This is a genomic window from Chloroflexus aurantiacus J-10-fl, assembly GCF_000018865.1.
Lineage (GTDB): Bacteria > Chloroflexota > Chloroflexia > Chloroflexales > Chloroflexaceae > Chloroflexus > Chloroflexus aurantiacus.
In genome coordinates this window covers 4717200-4738174 of sequence record NC_010175.1, presented here as the reverse complement: position 1 = coordinate 4738174, position 20975 = coordinate 4717200, and the positions used below count along the sequence as shown (strand labels likewise).

Genomic DNA, 20975 nt, shown 5'->3' with positions numbered 1-20975 from the left:
GTACACGTGGCAGCGATGACGGTTGGGTAAGGAATGATAGATGTAGTGATGCGCTTTCTGCCTGTCTAACTTCCGGTGCTTCACGAATTGATATACAAGAGGTGTGACATGTCAACCAGCCCTGATCCGGTCGTTGTCTTGCTTGTGGAAGACAATCTCGATCACACCGAGTTAATTACTCGTGTCTTGAATGATCACCGTATTCCTAATCGAATTATCCATGTTGCCGATGGTGAAGATGCGCTGAACTATCTGCGCCGACAGGCTCAATTCGCCGATCCGGCAATCAGCCCGCGCCCACATGTAGTATTGCTCGATTTGAATCTGCCGCGTTTGAGCGGTCTGGAGGTGCTTCAGGCGATGAAGACAGACGCAGCCATTAGCCATATTCCGGTGGTTGTGGTCACCACCTCGCGTGCTGAGAGCGATCTGCGCCTGGCCTATCAATTTCATGCCAACAGTTATCTGGTGAAACCGGTTGATTTTGAACAATTTAGCCGAATGCTGAACGATTTGGGTGACTACTGGCTGGAGTGGAATCAGCTCCCCTACAGCCCTCAGTATGTCGCCTGATAACATATTCTATACAGGTGGTTGTGCGTGACTCTCCAAATCCTACTCATCGAAGACAATCCAGATCATATCGAGTTGGTGCAACGGGCATTTGAGCAAGGTAATCATCAACTTATTGTCGTGGCATCGCTGACAGAAGCACGACAACGCCTGGACGAACGGTATTTTGATCTGATCATTTGTGATTTGCTCTTGCCCGATGGACGGGGTGATGAGCTGTTGGTTACCGATGCCGATGGCTTAACGTTACCGGTTGTGTTGATGACGGGTTACGGTGATGAGCGGGCTGCAGTATCTGCCCTGAAAGCGGGTGCACTAGATTATGTTGCCAAAACGCCGGCCACGCTGCTCGACCTGCCACGTATTGCCGAACGGGCATTACGTGAACGACGACTCATCATCGAGCGGCAGCAGGCTGAACAGGCCCTACGGCGGAGTGAGCGCCTCTTTCGGGCGATGATTGAACGGAGCAGCGATGCGATTTCGATAGTGGATCGCGATGGCTTTATTCGCTATGCCAGTCCCTCAACGCAGACGTTGCTCGGTTATCCGACTGAAGGCTTTCTGACCCAGCCCGTCGAGGGTTTCGCCTTCATTCATCCAGCCGACCGTGAGCGGGTTCAGCGGCTATTTTTGGATATTATCCAGCAATCTGGCGCCTCGGCAATGGTTGAGTTTCGCGCACGCCATGCCAATGGTGGTTGGCGTTGGATTGAAGCAACGGCCTCGAACTGGCTCGATGATCCGGCAGTGCAGGGGGTGATTGTTAACTATCGTGACATTACCGAGCGCAAGCTGATGGAATTACGGCTTCAGCACGGGGTGTTGCACGATGCGTTGACTGGCCTGCCTAATCGGGTTCTGTTGAGTGATCGTCTGGCCCAGGCGATCAAACGCAGCCAGCGTAACCCACAGTATCACTTTGCTGTGCTCTTTCTTGATCTTGACCACTTTAAGGTGATTAACGACAGCTTCGGGCATCCGGTTGGTGATCGCTTTCTGGTAACCGCAGCTTCGCGATTACACAGTTGTCTGCGTTCGATAGATACCTGTGCCCGTCTAGGTGGCGACGAATTTGTTATTTTGCTCGATGATATTCACTCACTTGACGCTGTGGTGCAGGTCGCCAGACGCATTATTCAGCAATTGAGTTTGCCGGTTGAAATTGATGGTCAGATGCTTCACTCATCGGTCAGTATTGGGATTGTGTTTGGTTCAGCGGAATACAATGATCCGGCGGAAGTATTGCGAGACGCCGATATTGCGATGTATCGGGCAAAAGCGAGTGGTAAATCGCGTTACGAGGTCTTTCATCCGGCAATGCGTGAAGCAGCTCAGGCGCGTTTAGCACTCGAAAATGAATTACGGCGAGCGGTTGCCCAGCGTGAGTTTATCGTCTATTATCAACCTATTATGAACATCAGTTCAGGAGGTTTGATCGGGTTTGAGGCGTTGGTGCGCTGGCAACATCCAACACGCGGTATCCTGACCCCAGCCGCTTTTCTTGATGTGGCTGAGGAGGTTGGGTTGGGAGATGCTATTGGCTGGCAGGTGCTTGAACACGTTTGCCAGCAATTGGCCACGTGGCAACACACCTTTTCCCACGCTGCCCATCTGTCGGTGAGTGTCAATCTCTCGGCGCGCCAGTTCATGCAACCCGATCTCTATGCGCGCATTGTTCAGTTGTTGACGCAATACAACATCCCGCCGAACTGCCTGAAGCTGGAGCTAACTGAGAGCGCCTTGATGGAGTACAGCCAGGAGGCTGCCGCAGTGCTGGCGCGTTTGCGGTCATACGGCATTCAGATTGCGATTGATGATTTTGGAGTGGGCTATTCTTCTCTGAGTTATCTGATCCAGTTGCCAATTGATCAAATTAAGATTGATCGCAATTTTATCATTCAGCTTGACCAGGCCCATCATTCGCAGGCGATTGTGAGTGCTATCGTCAATCTGGCCCGGAGTCTTAATCTTGAAGTGGTAGCCGAAGGGCTAGAGACTGCCGAGCAGGTTGACCGTATGCGTACAGTCGGTTGTCATTATGGGCAGGGGTATTTGTTAGGGTATCCATTGCCGGCAGCGGAAGCGAGTCGGTTGTTGCAAGGAGGCGGGTAAAGGCTTGAACTAACGACATAGCAGATCCGGTAAGGCTGAAGGAGTATTTCGGTAATGAAGAAGCTGGTACAGTAGAACCTATTTCAAAAAAACATCTACGAGAAGGTATCTCTTTCATTGCTGACCGGTTCCATGATCGTGACAAACACACACCGTCCAGCCGGTTCAACGACGTGACACGCGCCGTATCGTGAGCACGGCTGGTGCGGCAGCATCGCTGTCGCACTCCACACGCTGCGACACGCGCATGACAAGTGGATATGGCACCCAATCCAACGAGTGATGACACTGACGATGGTCTTCATCCCTCCTCGCTTCCATACCGGCAGACTGGGAGCAGGGCATAATTGCTGATACTATCAGTGTACGGTCATACATCTAGTGCCTCCTCGCTTCCATACCGGCAGACTGGGAGCAGGGCATACTAGAGCCTGTTTCAAAAAACATCTACTATGAAGGTATCTCATTCATTGTCGACCGATTCCTTGATCATGACAAGCACATCCGGCATCCGCGTGACCAGCCGGGTCAACGACGTGACACGTGCCAGATCGTGAGCATGGCTGGCGCGGCAGCATGGCTGCCGCACTCCAAACTACGCCACACGTGGATGATGAGCGAGCAAGGCAACATATTCAGCATGTGATGGTACCGGAGATGGTTATTAGAGCGCGACAGCACAGCTTTTTATGAAATAAGTTCTAGCTTGCCCCGTGCTGACCAGGTAGAAGTTTCAACCCGCTGGGTTGTGGGCTGAAGCCATTCCTGGCATCGTGCACGCCCCGGTAGGGCAAGAGGATCACTCCCGCCGTCAGCCAGCCTTATAGAGGCTTCCACACCGTGAAGCAGGTTTTCAACCCGCCGCTGTCATGCGGGCTAACGCCCTGCCTGACAGCGTGCACGCCCCTGCGGGGTTAACATCAACACACCCGACACCCACTCCTCGCCGGCAGGTCAGCCCCGGAGGGGCTGCTACACCGTGAGGTAGGGGTTCAACTCGCCAATGAGTCGTCCCCGAAGACACAACGCACAATGCGTAATCGGTGTATACTCACATATAGGCAAACGCTGTGTTATTGGAGCACGTGTCTCGCATGGTGATACATACCGAAGTACCGGCACCGATCCGCGCACTCTTCCCGTTTCACGTACACGAATATGCTCTGCCTGCCGGTGTGATGCGCTACGTGGATGAAGGCAGTGGGACACCGGTGGTTTTGCTGCATGGCAATCCGACATGGTCGTTCTTCTATCGTCGCCTGATCCCGCTGCTTCGCACACAACGGCGGGTGATTGCGCCTGATCACCTGGGATGTGGATTGTCGGATAAGCCGCAACATTATCGCTACTCGCTCGTCAATCATATCGCCAACCTGGAGAGCCTGCTGACCTGGCTTGATGTTGGGCCGGTTGATCTGGTTGTGCATGATTGGGGTGGTGCGATTGGAATGGGGTGGGCGGTACGCCATCCCGATTTGGTGCGGCGGATCGTTGTGCTGAATACGGCAGCATTCCTCTCGCCCCATGTGCCGTTGCGAATTGCCGCCGGCAAGTTGCCCAGGCTGGGAGAATGGGCCATCCGGCAACTTAATGCGTTTGCCATCGCAGCAACCACCATGGCAGTTACCCGCCCGTTACCAGCAGCGGTGCGCGAGGGCTATCTCTGGCCTTACCGGACGTTCGCCGACCGGATTGCGATTGCTCGTTTTGTACAAGACATTCCACTGCATCCCGGCCATCCAACATGGCCTGTAGTTGATGCGATTGATCGTGAGCTGGTACATCTGCGTGATAAACCGGTGCGAATTTTTTGGGGTGGACGGGACTGGTGTTTTGATGATCGGTTTCTGGCCGGCTGGCTACACCGGTTTCCCTCTGCCCACGTTACCCGTCTCGATGATGCCGGGCATTATGTGTTAGAAGACGCTTCCGCTGAGATGATTGCGCTGCTGGCGCACTGGTTGTTGTCAGAGTAAGAGGGGAATGTGTATGCGCGTAGAGTTACCTCAACCTCCCGTGGCTGATCGTAAGCCGGTGGTGATCCGGATACAGGGTGATGAGATTGTTGATGAGTTTGCCTGGCTGGAAAACCGTGATGATCCCGCAGTGATTGCCTATCTTGAGGCGGAAAATGCGTATGCCGAAGCAGTGATGGCGCCAGCCGCCGCCCTCCGTGAGCGCCTCTACCACGAGATGCGTGGTCGCATCAAAGAAGATGATCGCTCGGTGCCGGTGCCGCATGGTCGTTATCGCTATTATTCACGCACGGAAAGTGGTGCCGAGTATCCACTGATGTGTCGTACTGAGGGTGATGAGGGGCCGGAAGAGGTGCTGCTCGATCTGAACGCGCTGGCTGTCGGGCATGCGTTCTGTCGGCTTGGCCCATACGAGCCTTCCCCGGATCATCGTCGTCTCGCCTATGGTATCGATACCACTGGTGCGATTATTTTTACGCTCTACATTAAAGACCTGACGACGGGTGATCTTATTGATGCGCCGATTGAACGGGTTGACAACGTGGCATGGGCTGATGAGCAGACACTGTTTTATACGGTATACGATGAGGCGCATCGTCCATACCGTCTCTATCGCCACGTTGTAGGTACGTCTCCCGCTGATGATGTGCTGGTGTACGAAGAGACGGACGAGCGTTTCAATGTGAGTCTGCGCCGGAGTCGTTCGGGTGCGTATCTGTTTCTGACGTGCTACAGTCACGGTGGCACCGAGGTGCGGTATGTGCCGACGGCGACTCCGTTTGCTGAGTGGCGGGTGATCTATCCGCGCCGACCGAAGATTGAGTACTTTGTCGATCATCACGGGGATCGGTTTTATATCAGGACGAATGATGGGGCCGAGAATTTTCGGCTGGTGAGTGCGCCGGTAGACCATCCGACAGATGTGGTTGAGATTCTGCCGGAACGTGCCGATACGCTGATCGATGGTGTTACCTGCTTCGCCGACTATCTTGTCGTCTATGAGCGACGGGCCGGGTTGCGTCAGATTCGGATTAGTGATCCGGATGGAAACAATCCGCGGTATGTTTCATTCCCCGAACCAGTCTATACCTGTACACCTGATGCAAATAAGGAATTCGTTACCGACCAGCTTCGGCTATCGTACAGCTCGTTGGTCACGCCGCCGTCTATCGTCGCCTACGATATGCGTCGGGGAACCTGGCAGGTGCTGAAACAGGAAGAGATTCCTTCGGGCTACGATCCGTCGCTCTATGTCAGTGAGCGGCTTTGGGTTTCAGCACCGGATGGGGTGCAGGTGCCGATGTCGATTGTCTATCGTCGCGACCGACCGCGGAACGGTGGCCCCTGTTTGCTGGTTGGGTATGGCGCGTATGGCTACAGTTACGATCCTGCGTTCGACAGTAAGCGTTTGAGTCTGCTTGATCGCGGCTTTGTCGTGGCGATTGCCCATATTCGTGGTGGGCAGGAGTTGGGGCGGCAGTGGTACGAACAGGGACGGATGCTCCACAAGCCGAACACGTTTAGCGATTTTATTGCCTGTGCGGAACATTTGATCAACGAGGGTTACACCTCGCCGTCACACCTGGCGATCAGTGGCCGCAGCGCCGGTGGGTTGCTGATGAGTGCCGTGGTGAATGCCCGGCCTGACCTCTTCCAGGCCGTGGTAGCCGGCGTGCCCTTTACCAATGTGATTATCGCCATGCTCAAACCCGATCTGCCGCTGACCGCTACCGAATGGGAGCAATGGGGGAACCCGGCAATTGAGGAAGAATATCGGGTGATGCGCTCGTATGATCCGTACCTGAACCTGAAACCGGGTGCGTACCCGCATATCCTGGCGACCGCTGGTCTGCATGACCTTCAGGTGCCGTATTGGGACCCGGCCAAGTGGGTGGCAAAATTGCGCACCGTGAAGACAAATGACACGATGCTGCTGTTGCGCACCAACCTTCAGGCCGGGCACAGCGGTCATTCGGGGCGGTTCGCCCGACTCGAAGAGTTTGCCTGGGAGTATGCGTTTATCTTAACCGCATTGGGCATCCATGCGTAGAGAAGCAGAGGTCAGGATGCGCAACGAAGAACAGACCGCTGCGCGCGTCACCTTCACAGTGGTGGCCGGCGCGAACGTTGCCCGCCACCTGCCCTTGATGGCCCGGGAGCGTCCGGATCAGACCGCTGTTGTCAGTGGGGTTGGACGGGATCGGGCAGGGAAGGTCATCTACCGTAGACAGAGCTTTGCCGGTTTACACGCGGCCAGTGATCGGCTGGCGTGGGGGCTGACGGCTTATGGGTTACGGAAGGGAATGCGGGTTTTGCTGATGGTTCCGGCGGGTGTGCCGCTGATCAGCCTTACCTTTGCGTTGATGAAGGCCGGTTGTGTGCCGATTCTGATTGACCCGGCAATGGGGCGGCGGAATCTGGCTCAGTGCATTGCCGAAGTCGAACCAGAGGCATTCATCGGGGTACCGCGGGCGCATCTGTTACGGCTGATCTTTCCCCGCTCCTGTGCGACCATTAGATATGCCGTCTCGGTAGGGCCAGCCTTGCCCGGTGCTGCTGCCTTACGCGAGCTTGACATACCGATGAAGACAGCGTTTCCGCTGGCGGATATGCGATCTGATGATCCGGCAGCAATTGTCTTTACCAGTGGTAGCACCGGTACCCCGAAAGGTGTGCTCTATACGCACGGGATGTTTGAGGCGCAGATTCATACGCTGCGCGATCTGTTTGGGATTGCCGCGGGTGAGGTCGAGATGCCGGCCTTCCCGCTCTTCGCCCTGTTCAATGTTGCCCTGGGGGTGACATCGGCAATTCCGCCCATCGATCCGACCCGACCGGCGCAGTGCGATCCGGCAGCCGTGGTTGAGTTTATCCGTGATCTCGGCGTAACATCGACCTTCGGTTCACCGGCAATCTGGGAAAAGGTGACAGCGTATTGCCTGACCCACGGTATTCAACTACCGTCGCTCCGGCGGGTGTTGATGGCGGGAGCACCGGTGCCAATCCATCTGCACGAGCGTTTGCATCGCATTCTATCACCTACGGCTGATAGCTTTACCCCTTACGGAGCCACCGAAGCGTTGCCGGTAACTTCAATCAGCGGTCGTGAGGTACTGGCAGCGCATACCGAATACCCCTCACCACTGGCCGGGACATGTATTGGCTATCCGGTTCCCGGCGTTGAGGTCGCGATTATTCCGATCACCGATGAGCCAATTCACGCCTGGCAGGATACGCACCGCTTGCCGCCCGGCGTCATTGGCGAGATTTGTGTGAGTGGTGCCACCGTCACCCATACCTACGTCGGGCGGCCCCAGGCGACCGCGTTAGCCAAAATCAGTGATGGCAACCGCATCTGGCACCGCATGGGTGATCTCGGTTATTTCGACGAGCGAGGGCGGCTCTGGTTTTACGGGCGTAAAAGTCAGCGCGTGATTACGGCGCATGGAACGCTCTTCACCGAGCCGGTTGAGCGCCTCTTCAACCAGCATCCGGCAGTTGCCCGTTCGGCGCTGGTGGGGATCGGGAAGCCCGGCACACAATTGCCGGTCGTCGTTGTCGAACGGCGGCGTGATCGGGCCATTTCAACCTCACAACTGATCCGTGAGCTGCGCCAACTGGCGACCACAACCGAAACCACAGCAATCATCCAGACCTTTCTGATCCATCCGTCATTTCCAGTAGACATTCGCCATAACGCAAAGATTTTTCGCGAACAACTGGCCGATTGGGCCGCACGTCGCCTGTGTATACCTGTGTGAAAAAGCTATGATTGCATTAGTTACCGGGGGGAATGGGTTTGTCGGTCGTTACATCGTCGAGCAACTGCTGGCACGTGGTGATCATGTGCGCGTGATTGGACGTGGTGCCTATCCTGAATTGCAATCACTGGGGGCTGAGACCTATCAGGCCGACCTGACCTTACCTGAGTCGGCGCCGGTGCTGGCACGGGCAATGCGCGGGGTAACGACCGTATTTCACGTTGCTGCGAAAGCCGGATTATGGGGTAGCTACGACGACTTCTACCGGGCCAACGTCAGTGCCACCCAGCGGGTGGTCAAGGCGGCCATTCGGGCCGGCGTGCCAAAACTGGTCTATACCTCAACCCCTTCGGTTGTGATTGGACACGAGGACATCCACGGTGGGGACGAACACCTGCCATACCCCAGGCGGTATCTTGCACCGTATCCGCACACCAAGGCGATTGCCGAACGGTACGTGCTTGCCCAGACCGACATTGCGACGGTTTCGTTGCGTCCACATCTGATCTGGGGGCCACGCGATCCCCACATTCTGCCGCGGCTGCTCCGACGCGCACGACGGCGAATGCTCTTCCAAATCGGTGATGGAACAAATCTAGTTGACGTATGTTACGTCGAAAATGCTGCCACTGCGCACATCCAGGCAGCTTCAGCGCTGAACGAACGCTCGCCGCTCCGTGGTCGCGCCTACTTCATTGGTCAGGAACGTCCGGTCAACCTCTGGCAATTTATCGGCGAAATTCTGAAAGCGGCCAACTGTCCACCGGTACGCGGTCGGATATCAGCGTCAGCAGCAACAATCCTGGCTACCGGCTTAGAATTGCTTTACACCATACTCCGCCTTCCCGGCGAGCCACCACTCACGCGCCTGATGGTACACGAACTCAGCCATTCGCACTGGTTTAGCCATGCTGCTGCTGAACGAGATTTTGGGTACACGCCGCGGATCAGCATTGAGGAAGGTTTAGAGCGCACGTTTGCCCTGACAGGCAGCCAGCCGTAAACGAGAGCACCGTTTCAGCAATCTCCAATCATTACCGAACAGGGAGGATTTCGTGCTATTCAGGCATGTCATGATCGAAGCAGTCAGTTATGTGTTAGCTCCTCATCGGATCACATCCGATTGGATCGAGGATCAGATTGCCGAAACAATGGAGCGTTTACGCTTCCCACGCGGCAAATTAGAGGCGCTATCGGGTATTCGCGAGCGTCGCTTTTGGGATGAAGGAACGCTGCCCAGCACGGTTGCAACTATGGCGGCTGAGCGTCTCCTCGATCAGGTGGCGATTGATCGCGAACGCATCGGGCTGCTGATCAATACCTCGGTTTGTCAGGATTACCTCGAACCATCAACCGCGTGCTTCGTGCATCGTAATCTTGGCCTTTCGCCGCGAGCAATTAACTACGATGTGCGCAATGCGTGTCTGGGTTTTCTCAACGGCATGGCGATTGCCGGTATGATGATCGAAGCCGGAACCATCGAATATGCGCTGATCGTTGATGGCGAGGGTGCGCAGGATGCAGTCATGGCAACGATTCGGCGACTGCGTCGCCCAGAGACAACCAAACAGGATTTGCGCGATAATTTTGCGACCCTGACGTTGGGGTCTGGTGGTGCAGCAATGCTGCTCACCCACGAACGCTTTGCCCGGAATGGTCACCGGTTGAATGGGGTGGTGACCCTGGCGGCAACGCAATACAACCACTTGTGTTTGGGGCAGCCGGACTATATGAAAACAGATGCCGGCGCGCTGATGCATGCCGGCGTAGAGCTGGCCGTAGATACCTGGCGTCTGGCCCAAGAGGTCTTGCCGAACTGGAGTGACCGGCAGATTGCCCTCTACGCACCGCACCAGGTTGGTGCACGCCACATGGCGGCGGTGACGAAAGCGCTCCACATCACACCTTCCAAGCTCTTTCTCAATTTTCCGACGTTGGGCAATGTCGGTCCGGCAGCATTGCCGATTTCGCTGGCGCAAGCGGCAGAAGCCGGACGGCTGCGTGCAGGAGATCATGTCGGGCTGCTCGGCATTGGTTCCGGCTTGAACTGTTCAATGATGAGTGTGACGTGGTGAGAGCGATCCTTGAGTGATGCAGTGCATCATTGGCTGGCACCGGATATGTGGTGAACGGGGCGGGTTCTAAACCCGCCCCTACACGTTCATGTTGCCATAGAAGGCGGGTTTGGAACCCGCCCCTACACGTTCACATTGCCATACAACGTGGCGAAGGCACAGCCCATACAACATCATAGTGAGCATCATCGTATAGGGGGGTTGTGATCGGTTGATTGTAGATGCTCTCAATCCCGGCACTTGACATCTCGTCAAAACCTGCTAAAATAGTTCTATCAGCAACAAATGCAAGAAAAACAGTTCGGTAAGCATCATTCCACTACTCACTGTTGTTGAGTCTGGTCAGCGTTGGCCGCTTCCTGGAGCAAAGGAGCCTGTTTATGCCCGGCACTCGCTTTCCCTCGCTTCGTCGGCTCGTCCTCGTTGTCGCCCTTCTCATGGTGGTAAGTAGTCTTCCGTTCGGTCCGGTGCACCATTCAACCGCACGTGCCCAAACCTCATCACCACGTACCGTATTTGTTCATCTCTTTGAATGGAAGTGGACGGACATTGCCCAGGAATGCGAGAACTTTCTGGGGCCACGCGGCTTTGCGGCAGTGCAGGTGTCGCCACCGCAAGAGCACGCGATTGTTGCCGGTTATCCGTGGTGGCAACGGTATCAACCGGTCAGTTATCAATTGACCAGTCGTAGCGGGACACGGGCTGAATTCGCCAATATGGTTGCCCGTTGCAAAGCGGTCGGTGTTGACATTTATGTTGATGCGGTCATCAATCATATGACCGGCGTCGGCAGCGGTGTCGGATCGGCTGGCTCAACGTATAGCCCGTACAACTATCCGGGCATCTATCAATATCAGGATTTTCACCACTGCGGCAGAAATGGCAACGATGACATCCAGAATTATGGTGATCGGTACGAAGTTCAGAACTGCGAACTGGTGAATCTTGCCGATCTCGATACCGGATCATCGTATGTGCGGGATCGCTTAGCTGCCTATTTGAACGATCTCATCAGTCTGGGAGTTGCCGGTTTTCGGATTGACGCAGCTAAACACATTGCTGCCGGGGATATTGCCGCAATTTTATCCCGTGTGAATGGGAGTCCGTACATTTACCAGGAAGTGATCGGTGCGGCTGGCGAACCGATTACACCGTGGGAATACACAAATAATGGTGATGTCACTGAATTTAAGTATAGCAACGAGATCGGGCGGGTCTTTTTGAATGGTAAGCTGGCATGGCTGAGTCAGTTTGGCGAAGCCTGGGGGATGCTGCCAAGCGACAAAGCGATTGTCTTCGTTGATAATCACGACAACCAGCGCGGGCATGGCGGTGGTGGGACTGTGGTCACATACAAGAATGGTGTGCTGTACGATCTGGCAAACGTGTTTATGCTAGCGTGGCCGTATGGGTACCCCCAGGTGATGTCAAGTTATGAGTTTAGCAATGATTTTCAAGGGCCACCGAGTGATGCGAACGGCAACACGCGCAGCGTCTATGTTAACGGCCAGCCCAATTGCTTTGGCGAATGGAAATGCGAGCATCGCTGGCGACCAATTGCGAATATGGTAGCGTTCCGCAATGCCACAGCGAGTACATTCAGTGTGAGTGATTGGTGGAGTAACGGCAACAACCAGATCGCCTTTGGTCGTGGCGATAAAGGGTTTGTCGTTATCAATCGTGAGGATACAACGCTGAATCGCACGTTTCAGACGAGTATGGCGCCTGGGGTCTACTGCAATGTGATTGTTGCCGATTTTACAAACGGTACGTGCAGTGGGCAAACCGTCACCGTGGACAGTAATCGACGGATAACGGTCTCTATTCCGCCTTTCAGTGCTCTTGCCATCCATGTAGGAGCGAAGTTGTCTACGCAACCGGCAACTGTTGCGGTTACTTTCAACGTGAATGCGACGACCTACTGGGGGCAGAACGTGTTTGTGGTTGGGAATATCCCGCAATTGGGCAACTGGAACCCGGCGCAGGCTGTGCCCCTTTCAGCGGCTACGTATCCGGTCTGGAGTGGTACCGTTAATCTGCCGGCAAATACCACCATCGAATACAAGTACATTAAGCGTGACGGATCAAATGTGGTGTGGGAGTGTTGTAATAATCGCGTTATTACGACGCCAGGTAGTGGCTCGATGACGCTGAATGAGACGTGGCGTCCGTGAGGTGATGCCAGTATTCGCCGAGAGAGGGGCAAGTATCGCTCCTCTCTCGGTTTATTTTGCCGTTATGTCGCCGCTTACTCCATGCGGTGCATCGTTTGGGATGCAACCTGTACTGATCACCACCAGCGGACATCGAGTGAGTTGTCGCAGGTGCAAGAACATTGGTGTGCGCATCCGTGATCAGATGCGGTGTCGGGGTGATTGGTATAAAGCGGGTTACGATACCCCTGGCGATGTTCGTCATGCCACATCACCCGGTTGCCGCCACCGGTAACGTAAACCAGACCCGCGTGCCGCGATTGACCTCGCTCTCAATACCGATGGCGCCGCTGTGTGCTTCAACCAGTCCTTTGGCTATTGCCAGCCCAAGGCCGGCATGCCCATCACTCCGATTCCGTGCCACATCAACCCGATAGAAGCGCTCGAAGAGGTGAGGGAGGTGTTCCGGGGCAATTCCGCAGCCGTTGTCGCTGACACTCAGACGAATCTGTTTTCCTGCCGGTTCGGTGGCGATGGTAATAACGCCTCCAGATGGGGTATAGCGCAGGGCGTTGTCGATCAGGATTAATAACACCTGCCGTAAGCGATCCGGATCGGCGAGTACAGTGCCGGTGATTGGCGCAAGCTGAATTGCGATGCCCTTTTCCTCTCCCAGGCGCCGTACCTGCCGGTGGAGATCGGCGAGGAATGATGGGAGCGATACCGGTTGGCGCTGTAAGACCAGGGCACCGCTGTCGAGACGTGAGAGGGTCAGCAGATCATCGACCAGACGCCGCATGTGATCGCTTTCACTCAGCACGTCAGACAGGAGTTCGCGTTGATCTGGATCGTCGGCGTGGCGCAGTGCAACTTCGGCACTGGCCCGAATCAGGGTGAGGGGCGCCCGCAATTCATGGCTGGCACTGGCAATAAAGCGCGTCTGGCGCACCCAGGCTTCTTCTGCCGGGCGGAGTGATCGTCCGGCCAGCCACCAGCCGGCAAAGCCGATAATCACGGCGCCGAACAAACCCAGGCCGATGAGTCCTGATACCAACTGTCGCAATACCTGTTCCTGATCGGTCAGGAGACGCCCCAATTGCAGGGCTGCCGGGCCGTCAGGTCGGGTGAGGCGATAGGTGAGCAGACGGACGCGCTGGCCGGTGGTGGTCTCGATGGTGCGGATGTCAGAGCCGTTACGTAACGCAGCGGCTAACGCTTCTTGATGGGCCGGCATCGGTAGTGCTGCCGGATTGGGGTTGAATAGAATCCGACCCTGCTCATCGAGGGGCAGAACAAAGATTGATGCCAGCTCGGCATCATACGCGGATGGCAGAGCTGGACTGGTAGGGATGGTCGTCGTCGCCTCGCCTTTGAGCTTGATTTCGATGATCTTGCCGCTGTATGCATCAATCTCGATCTCGCTGCCGTCACGCAGTTTGACTTCGTAGTATGAGTCATCTAATTTGACCTCTCTGATCTCGCCACCACGCACGCTCAAGGCAATCTGCGCCGCCTCATCTGCGGACAGTCGCCGGTTGCGGTTCGTGGTGTTGGCCGACCGCAAAAGTGACCAGTCGGCGTCGGCGTGGGCCAGTTCTGGTGGCAATGGGGCATTGAGCGCATGAAATTCGTGTACCATCTTGTGCTGGAGGGCCAGATCGGTGATGCGCTCGAAGTAGCCGGCAACGCTCACGTAGGTGCCGCCGCCGATCAATGCGATGATAGCTACGGCAGCACAGGCGTAGAACAGGGTAAATTGCCAGCGTAGTCCCCTAAACACGTTCAGCCTCCAATCGGTAACCGATCCCTCGAATGGTGTTGATCGGGTCGGTCTCGCCCGACGCATTGAGCTTGCGGCGCAGGTATGAGATGTAGACATCGACCATTTGCGGTTGTACGTCGTGTTCAAATGACCAGACATAATCGAGAATTTGCTGGCGAGTCAAGGTCTGGCCGACGTTACGCATCAGATATTCCAGCAGACGCCACTCGGTGGGGGTCAGATCAAGCCGACGCTCGCCCCGGCGTGCCGTGTAATTTCGTAGATCGAGCACAATGGTGCCGACCCGCAGTTCATCGTTCGCGCTAAGATTGGGGTGGAACCGTCGCCCCAGCGCTCGCACCCGTGCCAGTAGCTCCTCGAAGGCAAAGGGTTTAACCAGGTAATCATCAGCACCACTCTCGAAACCGAGGACTTTATCTTCGATCTGACCACGGGCCGTTAAGAGGAGGAGAGCGGTTGGCAGGCGAGCAGCGCGGGCTGCGCGACACAACGATGGCCCGTCGCGTCCCGGTAGCATCCAATCGATAATTGCCACATCGTAGACCCCCTGCATCAGCAGATCAAGCCCGCTCTCACCATCCCAGGCCACGTCAACCGTGTGTCGTTCTTCACTCAAGACCCGTTCAATCAGTCGGGCCAGGCGCTTGTCGTCTTCGACAATCAAAATCCGCATCGCTGTTGTCTCTCCCTCACCTGACAGGCTATGCCTCTGATGTTTGTTATACCTCAAGAACCTTGGAAAAAGATTGGAATGTTGCGCGGCGGTTTTAAGGGTGTTTTGAAAAAGCCACTGTACTGTTGGATGCGAAGGCACGTACTGCACACGGAGGCGTTATGCTGAGACGATTATTGAAGCCGCGCACAATCGCGGTTGCGCTGATGGTTCTGTTTGTCGGTATGCAGGCCGTCCCGGTCTGGCTGCGCCAAACCAATCCACCGGTTGTTACCGATGTGGCCTGGACGACGCCGGAAGCGGCGAGCATTGCTCGTCGCGCCTGCTACGACTGCCACAGTAACCAGACGAACTGGCCCTGGTATAGCCGAATTGCCCCGGTCTCGTGGCTGGTGACGTATGACGTGGTGAAAGGACGGGCAGAACTCAACTTCTCGCTCCCCCTGCGTGAGCCAGAGGAGCTGGCAGCCGAGATTGCTGAAGTGCTGCGTGAGGGTGAGATGCCGCCACGGGCGTATGTTCTGCTCCATCCAGAGGCCAATCTGACACCCCAGGAAATGGAAACCCTGATTGCCGGCACCCCCGGCGCTACCGGCCTACGTTCAGGAGAGGGGTACGGTGACGACGATGACTGATTCGATGTGAGGTTCAATCTTCGAGATAAAAAAGGAGACGTTGCTATGAATCGCACCATGTTTCTGATTTCAGCCGCATTGACCGCTTTCGTACTGGTGGTGATTGGCGGAGTCGCGAGCAGGTTAAGTGTGAGTGAACCGGTAAGCGAGGTGCCAACTGAGATCGTGATCGAGTCAACCCCAATTACTGTCCCAGCCATTGATCCAACCGTCGAAGCCCTGATTCGCGAGCGGGAAGCGGCGTATCAGGCGGCACTGGCCGAAGCGCAACAGCGACTGGCGGAAGCGAATCAGCGCTTGAGCGCTGCTCAGCAGCAGCTCGATGAGGTGACTACGGAAGCGCAGGCTGCACCTGCTGTGGCAGTGCCGGCGGCGGCGCCAGCGGCGGTGCAGGCACCCGCAGCACCACCGGCACCAACCTACGCTGTTTCACCGGAACAGGCACAGGCGATTGCCCAGGCCGCCGCCGGCAACGCGACTCTGATGCGAGCACCAGAACTGGTGAGTATCCAGGGCGCACCGGCCTACGAGGTGATCTTTGATCGCGGTGCGATATATGTGGACACCCAAACCGGGGCGATCCTGGCGAACACAATCGCCGAGATTGCGCAATCTGCTAATCCCATCAGTGAAGAGCAGGCTATCGCGGCTGCCGTAGCGTATCTGGGCGGTGGTACGGTCAGGGAGGTTGAGCGGGAATACGAGCACGGGGTAGACGCTTATGAAGTGAAGTTCAGCGATGGCAGTGAAGTCTACGTCGATGCCTACACCGGTCAGGTGGTGTACGCGAAAGTGAAAAATGTGTATGGCGATGATGGTGATGAGCACGAAGATGAGAAGGAAAAGGATGATCACGACGATTAGGCGTTATCTCACCTTAGTACGCCGGTGCAGGTATTAGACATACATCTGTGCAATAAAGAAGCACTCCCGCAAGGGGAAACAGGAATCTGCGATGGGTGTGGTTTGAGTAATTGGTATAGGTTCGCATTGTCTTGACGTGTAGCACTACCATCTCGCTCAGGCCACACCACAAAAGGAGAGACGTTATGGAGAAACAGAAGCGCAAACCAGGCCGTTCCGACGTTTCCGGTTTGAAATGGGCAATCAGCACTGCGGCATTCGCGGTAACGATTGGCGGATGGGGGTGGCTGGCGGCGCAGAACCCGCCAGAGGTTGCTGCCGGTGAGCCGATGATAACCATTGTCCCACCCTCTGTTGCCTATCAACCACTCCCGGACTGGTTAAGCCAATCACCGGCGTTGCCGGTGTTGCCGACCGTGGCACCACTCAATGTTCCAGATATGCCGGCACGTCAGCCTGCGGCTCAACCAGCCCCAGCAGCCGCTCCGGCTCCAGCAGTCGCTCCGGCTCCGGCAGCCGCTCCGGCTCCGGCTCAACCGGCCCTGCGTGAGGTGACCGTACCGGCACCGGCGCCTCGTCCGGCACCCGTCGCGCGTACTCGTTCATCGCGTTGATACGGAGACAGCTATGCAGCAGATCAGTTTTCGGGCGATGGGTTCGACGATCACCATTATCGTGGATAGTGCCGATCCAACCGCCCGCAGTGCGCTTACATCGGCACGAAAAATCTTTCTGCACCACGAGCAGATCCTCAGCCGGTTTCGTCCGCAGAGCGAATTGAGTGTACTCAACCGTGCCGCCGGGCAAGGGCCGCGCCGGGTTGGACGGACACTCTGGCAGGCGGTTTGTCACGCCCTGCGGATTGCCCGTCTGAGTCAGGGCCTGGTGACGCCAACGGTCGGTGCAGCGTTGATCGAGGCCGGCTATGACCGTGATTTCGGTATGCTTATTGCATCGCACAGGCAATCTATTCAGACCCCGGTTGCGATCCCCTCCTGGCAGCGTATCACGTGTGATCCTTACCGACGTACCATCGCGTTACCGGCAGGGGTACAGCTTGATCTGGGTGGCAGTGCCAAGGGTTGGACGGCGGCCATCGTTGCGCGCCGGCTGGGAAAACGTTTTCCCTCCCTGGTTGATGCCGGTGGTGACATCGCACTCAGCGGGCCGCGCCGCGATGGTACACCCTGGCCGGTAGAAATTGCCGATCCACGGCAGCCTGATACCGGCATCGAGCTGCTGCTGGTTCGGCGCGGAGGAATTGCGACATCGGGGATAGATTATCGGCGCTGGCAGCACAACGGGCGCTGGATGCACCATGTGATTGACCCATGTACCGGTGCACCGGCGCAAACCGACGTGCTGGCAGCCACGGTCATTGCGTCCAGCCTGCCGCTTGCCGAGATGGCGGCGAAGATGGTTGTGATACTCGGAAGTGACGAGGGTTTGCGCTGGTTGAATGCCCGACCTGATCTCGCCGGCCTGCTGGTAACTACCGACGGTACAGTGATACGCACTGCTACCCTCACCCGCTGCTGCTGGCGTCCGGCTGTTGAATCGGCTGCAAGCCTCTAGTATCAACTTAGTGAGGTGTTCCATGACAAATCCAGCTTCCTCATCTGAACTCACAGAAGCCAAAAAGGTGGCTCCTGGCCGTCCTGCGCGGATGGTGACACCGATCACCGAACTCGCTAATCTCCCCCCGGCAATGCCGCTGGGTGCGGTGTTGACCCTGCTGCTCGGTGCGATTCTGGGTGCCTTTGCTGCGGTGATCGTCCTGCCCACGTGGGCACCAAACCTGAGCGCATCGCTATTGGGTGATGAACCGAAAGCCTACTGGTATCTCTCGCGCAGCAGTGCGGTGGTCGCGTATGGGTTGCTCTGGCTGTCGATGATCTTTGGCCTGCTGATGACCAATCGCATGGCGCGCTTGTGGCCGGGTGGGCCGGGGGCGTTCGATCTCCATCAACACACCAGCCTGCTCGGATTGGCCTTCGCCATCTTTCACGCCCTGATCCTGCTCGGTGATCGCTATATCAGCGCCACCCTGCCGCAAATACTCGTACCTTTTGCGTACACCGGCTACGAACCGCTCTGGGTCGGCCTGGGACAACTGACCCTGTACGGTATGTTCATCATTGCCTTCAGTTTCTACGTCAGGCAGCGGATTGGACAGACGATGTGGCGCCTGATCCATTTTCTCAGTTTTGTCATCTGGCTGCTCAGCCTCCTACACGCGCTGTACAGTGGGAGCGATACCGATCTCCTGACCGGATGGTACTGGGTGAGCGGCGGCAGTGTGCTCTTGCTGACGATCTATCGGGTGCTGGTGACGATGGTGCTGAGGAAAAAAGAGCGATTGTAATCATTTCCTTTAGATGTGGAGGTGCCATCCATGAAAGCGTTCCATCACGTGTCAACCCCCACGCTCATTGAAGAGAGCATTTATGGTACGTTTCGTGCCCGATTTGCACTTGAGCTGTTCAACAACACATTGTATTTTCCTATCACCAATATCCTGTACGAATTGCTCATGGGGCACCCCCTTGACTATCTTCGATCATCAGACCCTTACATCATCATCGTTGCTGCGCTTATACAGGCCTATTGGCTAACCTGTCAGGCCGAAAAACGGCTTCATCGACTGTTTGGACATTTAATAGGGCCAGCTATTTATACGTTCATCGAAGCATCTCTGGAAGGTGCCCAATTCTTTACCGAGCCTAACCACCTGGCGTATTGGTTCTTTTCGATAGCGATTGGGATTGTGCAGGAATTAAAGCTTTACCTGCCGCGCTTTTCTTCGCTATTTACCATCATCGAAAATGCTACTCGTGTCTCTATCCTCTTTTTTATGTATGGAATATTTGAAACCCATGTAAATCATGATCAGACACTGTCGTTAATGTCGTTCTTTGCCGATCCCAGCCATGTGTTTGTTGGCATGTCGGTAATGATCATTGGTTTAAGTATTGGTTTGGCTAATGTTACTGCTGATACCTATCTGAAAAAGCTACGGCATACGTCGCAGATGCTAAAAACGTATTCTGAATGGCTTCTTGGAAGAGACCTTTTGGTGCGATCCCTGAGTGATCCAACAGCTTTACAAACTACACGTCGTGAACGAACAATTTTGTTTATGGACATCCGGGGATTTACTGCCTGGAGCGAAGTTCATACACCTGAAGAAGTAGTTGATCTTCTCAATGAGTATTATCGTCGATCCGAGTCGATTCTTCTCCAACACTCGGCAATCAAATGGAAATTCACGGCTGATGAAGTCATGGCTATTTTTCCCCACATCCAGGCAGCAATTGCCGCTGCGAACAGGATGATCGACGAAATCCATCGATTTTTGACCGATAAACAACTTGGCGTAGGGATTGGCATCGACGTTGGTCCGGTTGTTGAAGGGTTGCTGGGTGGTGCGAACGTGCGTTTCTACGATGCCATGGGTGATACTGTAAATACGGCCAAACGAATCGAGAATCACGCTCAGGCAGGTGAAATTCTGATTTCCGAACGAGCGCAACAATACCTTACTGCGACAATACCAGTGGCAAATCGTCGTGAACTGCGTGCTAAAGGTAAGTCACAAGCTATTATCACCTACTTGCTGAATGCCTGAACGTAGCCGTAGACAAGAGATCGACCTTTTTCGGCTACACCCTGGTTGCCATCGTTGTCAGACTACGGTACAATCAAGAGGTTAGATACCGAACTTTAAGGAGTGGCATTGATGGTAACCTACGACGATCTCGTGATGGCGCTCGAAGATGCGTGGCTGAGTGTTGGCCTGCACGAACATGCGCTGGTAGAGAGCGTCATCCCGGCAACGCATGATCGCACGTGTAAAATAGAACTCTTTCCCGAACACGCCGAGCCGTTGACGCTGGCAACGATGCCGCCGTGGCTGGAGCTGAATTTTACCTGGTCACCGGTACATCAATTAATTAGCGAAGGGCGCGATTTGCCGGCTGACCCGCTTGAGTTAACGCTGACGTACACGGTTACCCTGGTCAACCATCGTGATCGGAGCGATATTGAGCTGGTGCGGATGTTTCAACGTGCGGTTCGCAGCGCTTTCGAGCGCCTCTTTCCGGCGGATTTGATGGAAATGGAGTCGGTATCGGTTGAAGTGCGCCGAATTTACCAGCCTGTTGGGCAAAAAGTGGAGCTGGAAGCGGTGCAGTTGGTTAGCTCGACTATGGTCGATCTGTTTGAGCAGTGGGAAGATCGGGATGTACAGAGCCTGCGCCAGCTTCTACGTTCGGAGATGAATCTGGCCCGCACGATCATTGCGAACCTGAGTGAGACCTTCCATCCACACGGGAATGGTGGTTATCGCTCGGTCGATGCCGCATAGC

Annotated in this window: 17 protein-coding genes; 15 read left to right on the top strand and 2 right to left on the bottom strand. The window is 55.6% G+C overall.

All coding sequences use genetic code 11. The annotated features are described in order from the left end of the window. Positions 1 to 108 precede the first annotated feature (108 nt). The 8 genes from CAUR_RS18565 (at position 109) to CAUR_RS18530 (ending at position 12674) form a co-directional block, all read left to right on the top strand. Positions 109 to 573 carry a response regulator gene (locus CAUR_RS18565; RefSeq protein WP_012259372.1) on the top strand — a complete coding sequence of 155 codons (465 nt, stop codon included), beginning with the start codon at positions 109 to 111 and terminating at the stop codon, positions 571 to 573. Between the two features lie 27 nt (positions 574 to 600). Then, entirely contained in the window at positions 601 to 2688 is a 2088-nt protein-coding gene (locus CAUR_RS18560; protein ID WP_012259371.1) for a putative bifunctional diguanylate cyclase/phosphodiesterase, read from the top strand. Between the two features lie 1094 nt (positions 2689 to 3782). Continuing rightward, the gene (locus tag CAUR_RS18555) at positions 3783 to 4664 is read left to right on the top strand and encodes an alpha/beta fold hydrolase (protein WP_012259370.1); all 882 of its coding nucleotides are present in this window, start codon (positions 3783 to 3785) and stop codon (positions 4662 to 4664) included. 13 nt (positions 4665 to 4677) lie between these two features. Continuing rightward, the gene (locus tag CAUR_RS18550; protein ID WP_012259369.1) at positions 4678 to 6714 is read left to right on the top strand and encodes a S9 family peptidase; all 2037 of its coding nucleotides are present in this window, start codon (positions 4678 to 4680) and stop codon (positions 6712 to 6714) included. A gap of 16 nt (positions 6715 to 6730) precedes the next feature. Further along, positions 6731 to 8425 carry a fatty acid CoA ligase family protein gene (locus CAUR_RS18545; protein WP_012259368.1) on the top strand — a complete coding sequence of 565 codons (1695 nt, stop codon included), beginning with the start codon at positions 6731 to 6733 and terminating at the stop codon, positions 8423 to 8425. A 7-nt stretch (positions 8426 to 8432) separates the two neighbouring features. After that, positions 8433 to 9428 (top strand): NAD-dependent epimerase/dehydratase family protein, encoded by a 996-nt coding sequence (locus CAUR_RS18540; protein ID WP_012259367.1) that lies wholly within the window; start codon positions 8433 to 8435, stop codon positions 9426 to 9428. Positions 9429 to 9480: 52 nt separating this feature from the next. Continuing rightward, positions 9481 to 10500, top strand: coding sequence for a 3-oxoacyl-ACP synthase III (locus CAUR_RS18535; RefSeq protein WP_012259366.1), 1020 nt, complete (start codon positions 9481 to 9483; stop codon positions 10498 to 10500). A 380-nt stretch (positions 10501 to 10880) separates the two neighbouring features. Further along, positions 10881 to 12674 (top strand): carbohydrate-binding module family 20 domain-containing protein, encoded by a 1794-nt coding sequence (locus CAUR_RS18530; protein ID WP_012259365.1) that lies wholly within the window; start codon positions 10881 to 10883, stop codon positions 12672 to 12674. Between the two features lie 250 nt (positions 12675 to 12924). On the opposite strand, the gene CAUR_RS18525 is transcribed toward CAUR_RS18530, so the two are convergent. Further along, positions 12925 to 14433, bottom strand: a complete 1509-nt coding sequence (locus CAUR_RS18525) for an ATP-binding protein (RefSeq protein ID WP_012259364.1) — start codon at positions 14431 to 14433, stop codon at positions 12925 to 12927. After that, positions 14426 to 15109: a response regulator transcription factor gene (locus CAUR_RS18520; protein WP_012259363.1), complete on the bottom strand. Its 684-nt coding sequence runs from the start codon at positions 15107 to 15109 to the stop codon at positions 14426 to 14428. The genes CAUR_RS18525 and CAUR_RS18520 overlap by 8 nt, the downstream gene beginning before the upstream one ends. A 161-nt stretch (positions 15110 to 15270) precedes the next feature. Between CAUR_RS18520 and CAUR_RS18515 the strand changes: the two genes are divergently transcribed. The 7 genes from CAUR_RS18515 (at position 15271) to CAUR_RS18485 (ending at position 20974) form a co-directional block, all read left to right on the top strand. Continuing rightward, entirely contained in the window at positions 15271 to 15744 is a 474-nt protein-coding gene (locus tag CAUR_RS18515) for a heme-binding domain-containing protein (protein WP_012259362.1), read from the top strand. Between the two features lie 45 nt (positions 15745 to 15789). Next, positions 15790 to 16608, top strand: coding sequence for a PepSY domain-containing protein (locus CAUR_RS18510; RefSeq protein WP_012259361.1), 819 nt, complete (start codon positions 15790 to 15792; stop codon positions 16606 to 16608). A 185-nt stretch (positions 16609 to 16793) separates the two neighbouring features. Beyond that, positions 16794 to 17222, top strand: a complete 429-nt coding sequence (locus tag CAUR_RS18505) for a hypothetical protein (RefSeq protein WP_012259360.1) — start codon at positions 16794 to 16796, stop codon at positions 17220 to 17222. A gap of 13 nt (positions 17223 to 17235) precedes the next feature. Continuing rightward, complete coding sequence (locus CAUR_RS18500) at positions 17236 to 18183, top strand: FAD:protein FMN transferase (RefSeq protein ID WP_012259359.1); 948 nt, start codon at positions 17236 to 17238, stop codon at positions 18181 to 18183. Positions 18184 to 18205: 22 nt separating this feature from the next. Beyond that, complete coding sequence (locus CAUR_RS18495) at positions 18206 to 18973, top strand: ferric reductase-like transmembrane domain-containing protein (RefSeq protein ID WP_012259358.1); 768 nt, start codon at positions 18206 to 18208, stop codon at positions 18971 to 18973. 30 nt (positions 18974 to 19003) lie between these two features. Continuing rightward, positions 19004 to 20236, top strand: coding sequence for an adenylate/guanylate cyclase domain-containing protein (locus tag CAUR_RS18490; RefSeq protein ID WP_012259357.1), 1233 nt, complete (start codon positions 19004 to 19006; stop codon positions 20234 to 20236). Between the two features lie 111 nt (positions 20237 to 20347). Next, positions 20348 to 20974: a hypothetical protein gene (locus tag CAUR_RS18485; RefSeq protein ID WP_012259356.1), complete on the top strand. Its 627-nt coding sequence runs from the start codon at positions 20348 to 20350 to the stop codon at positions 20972 to 20974. Position 20975: the final 1 nt, after the last annotated feature.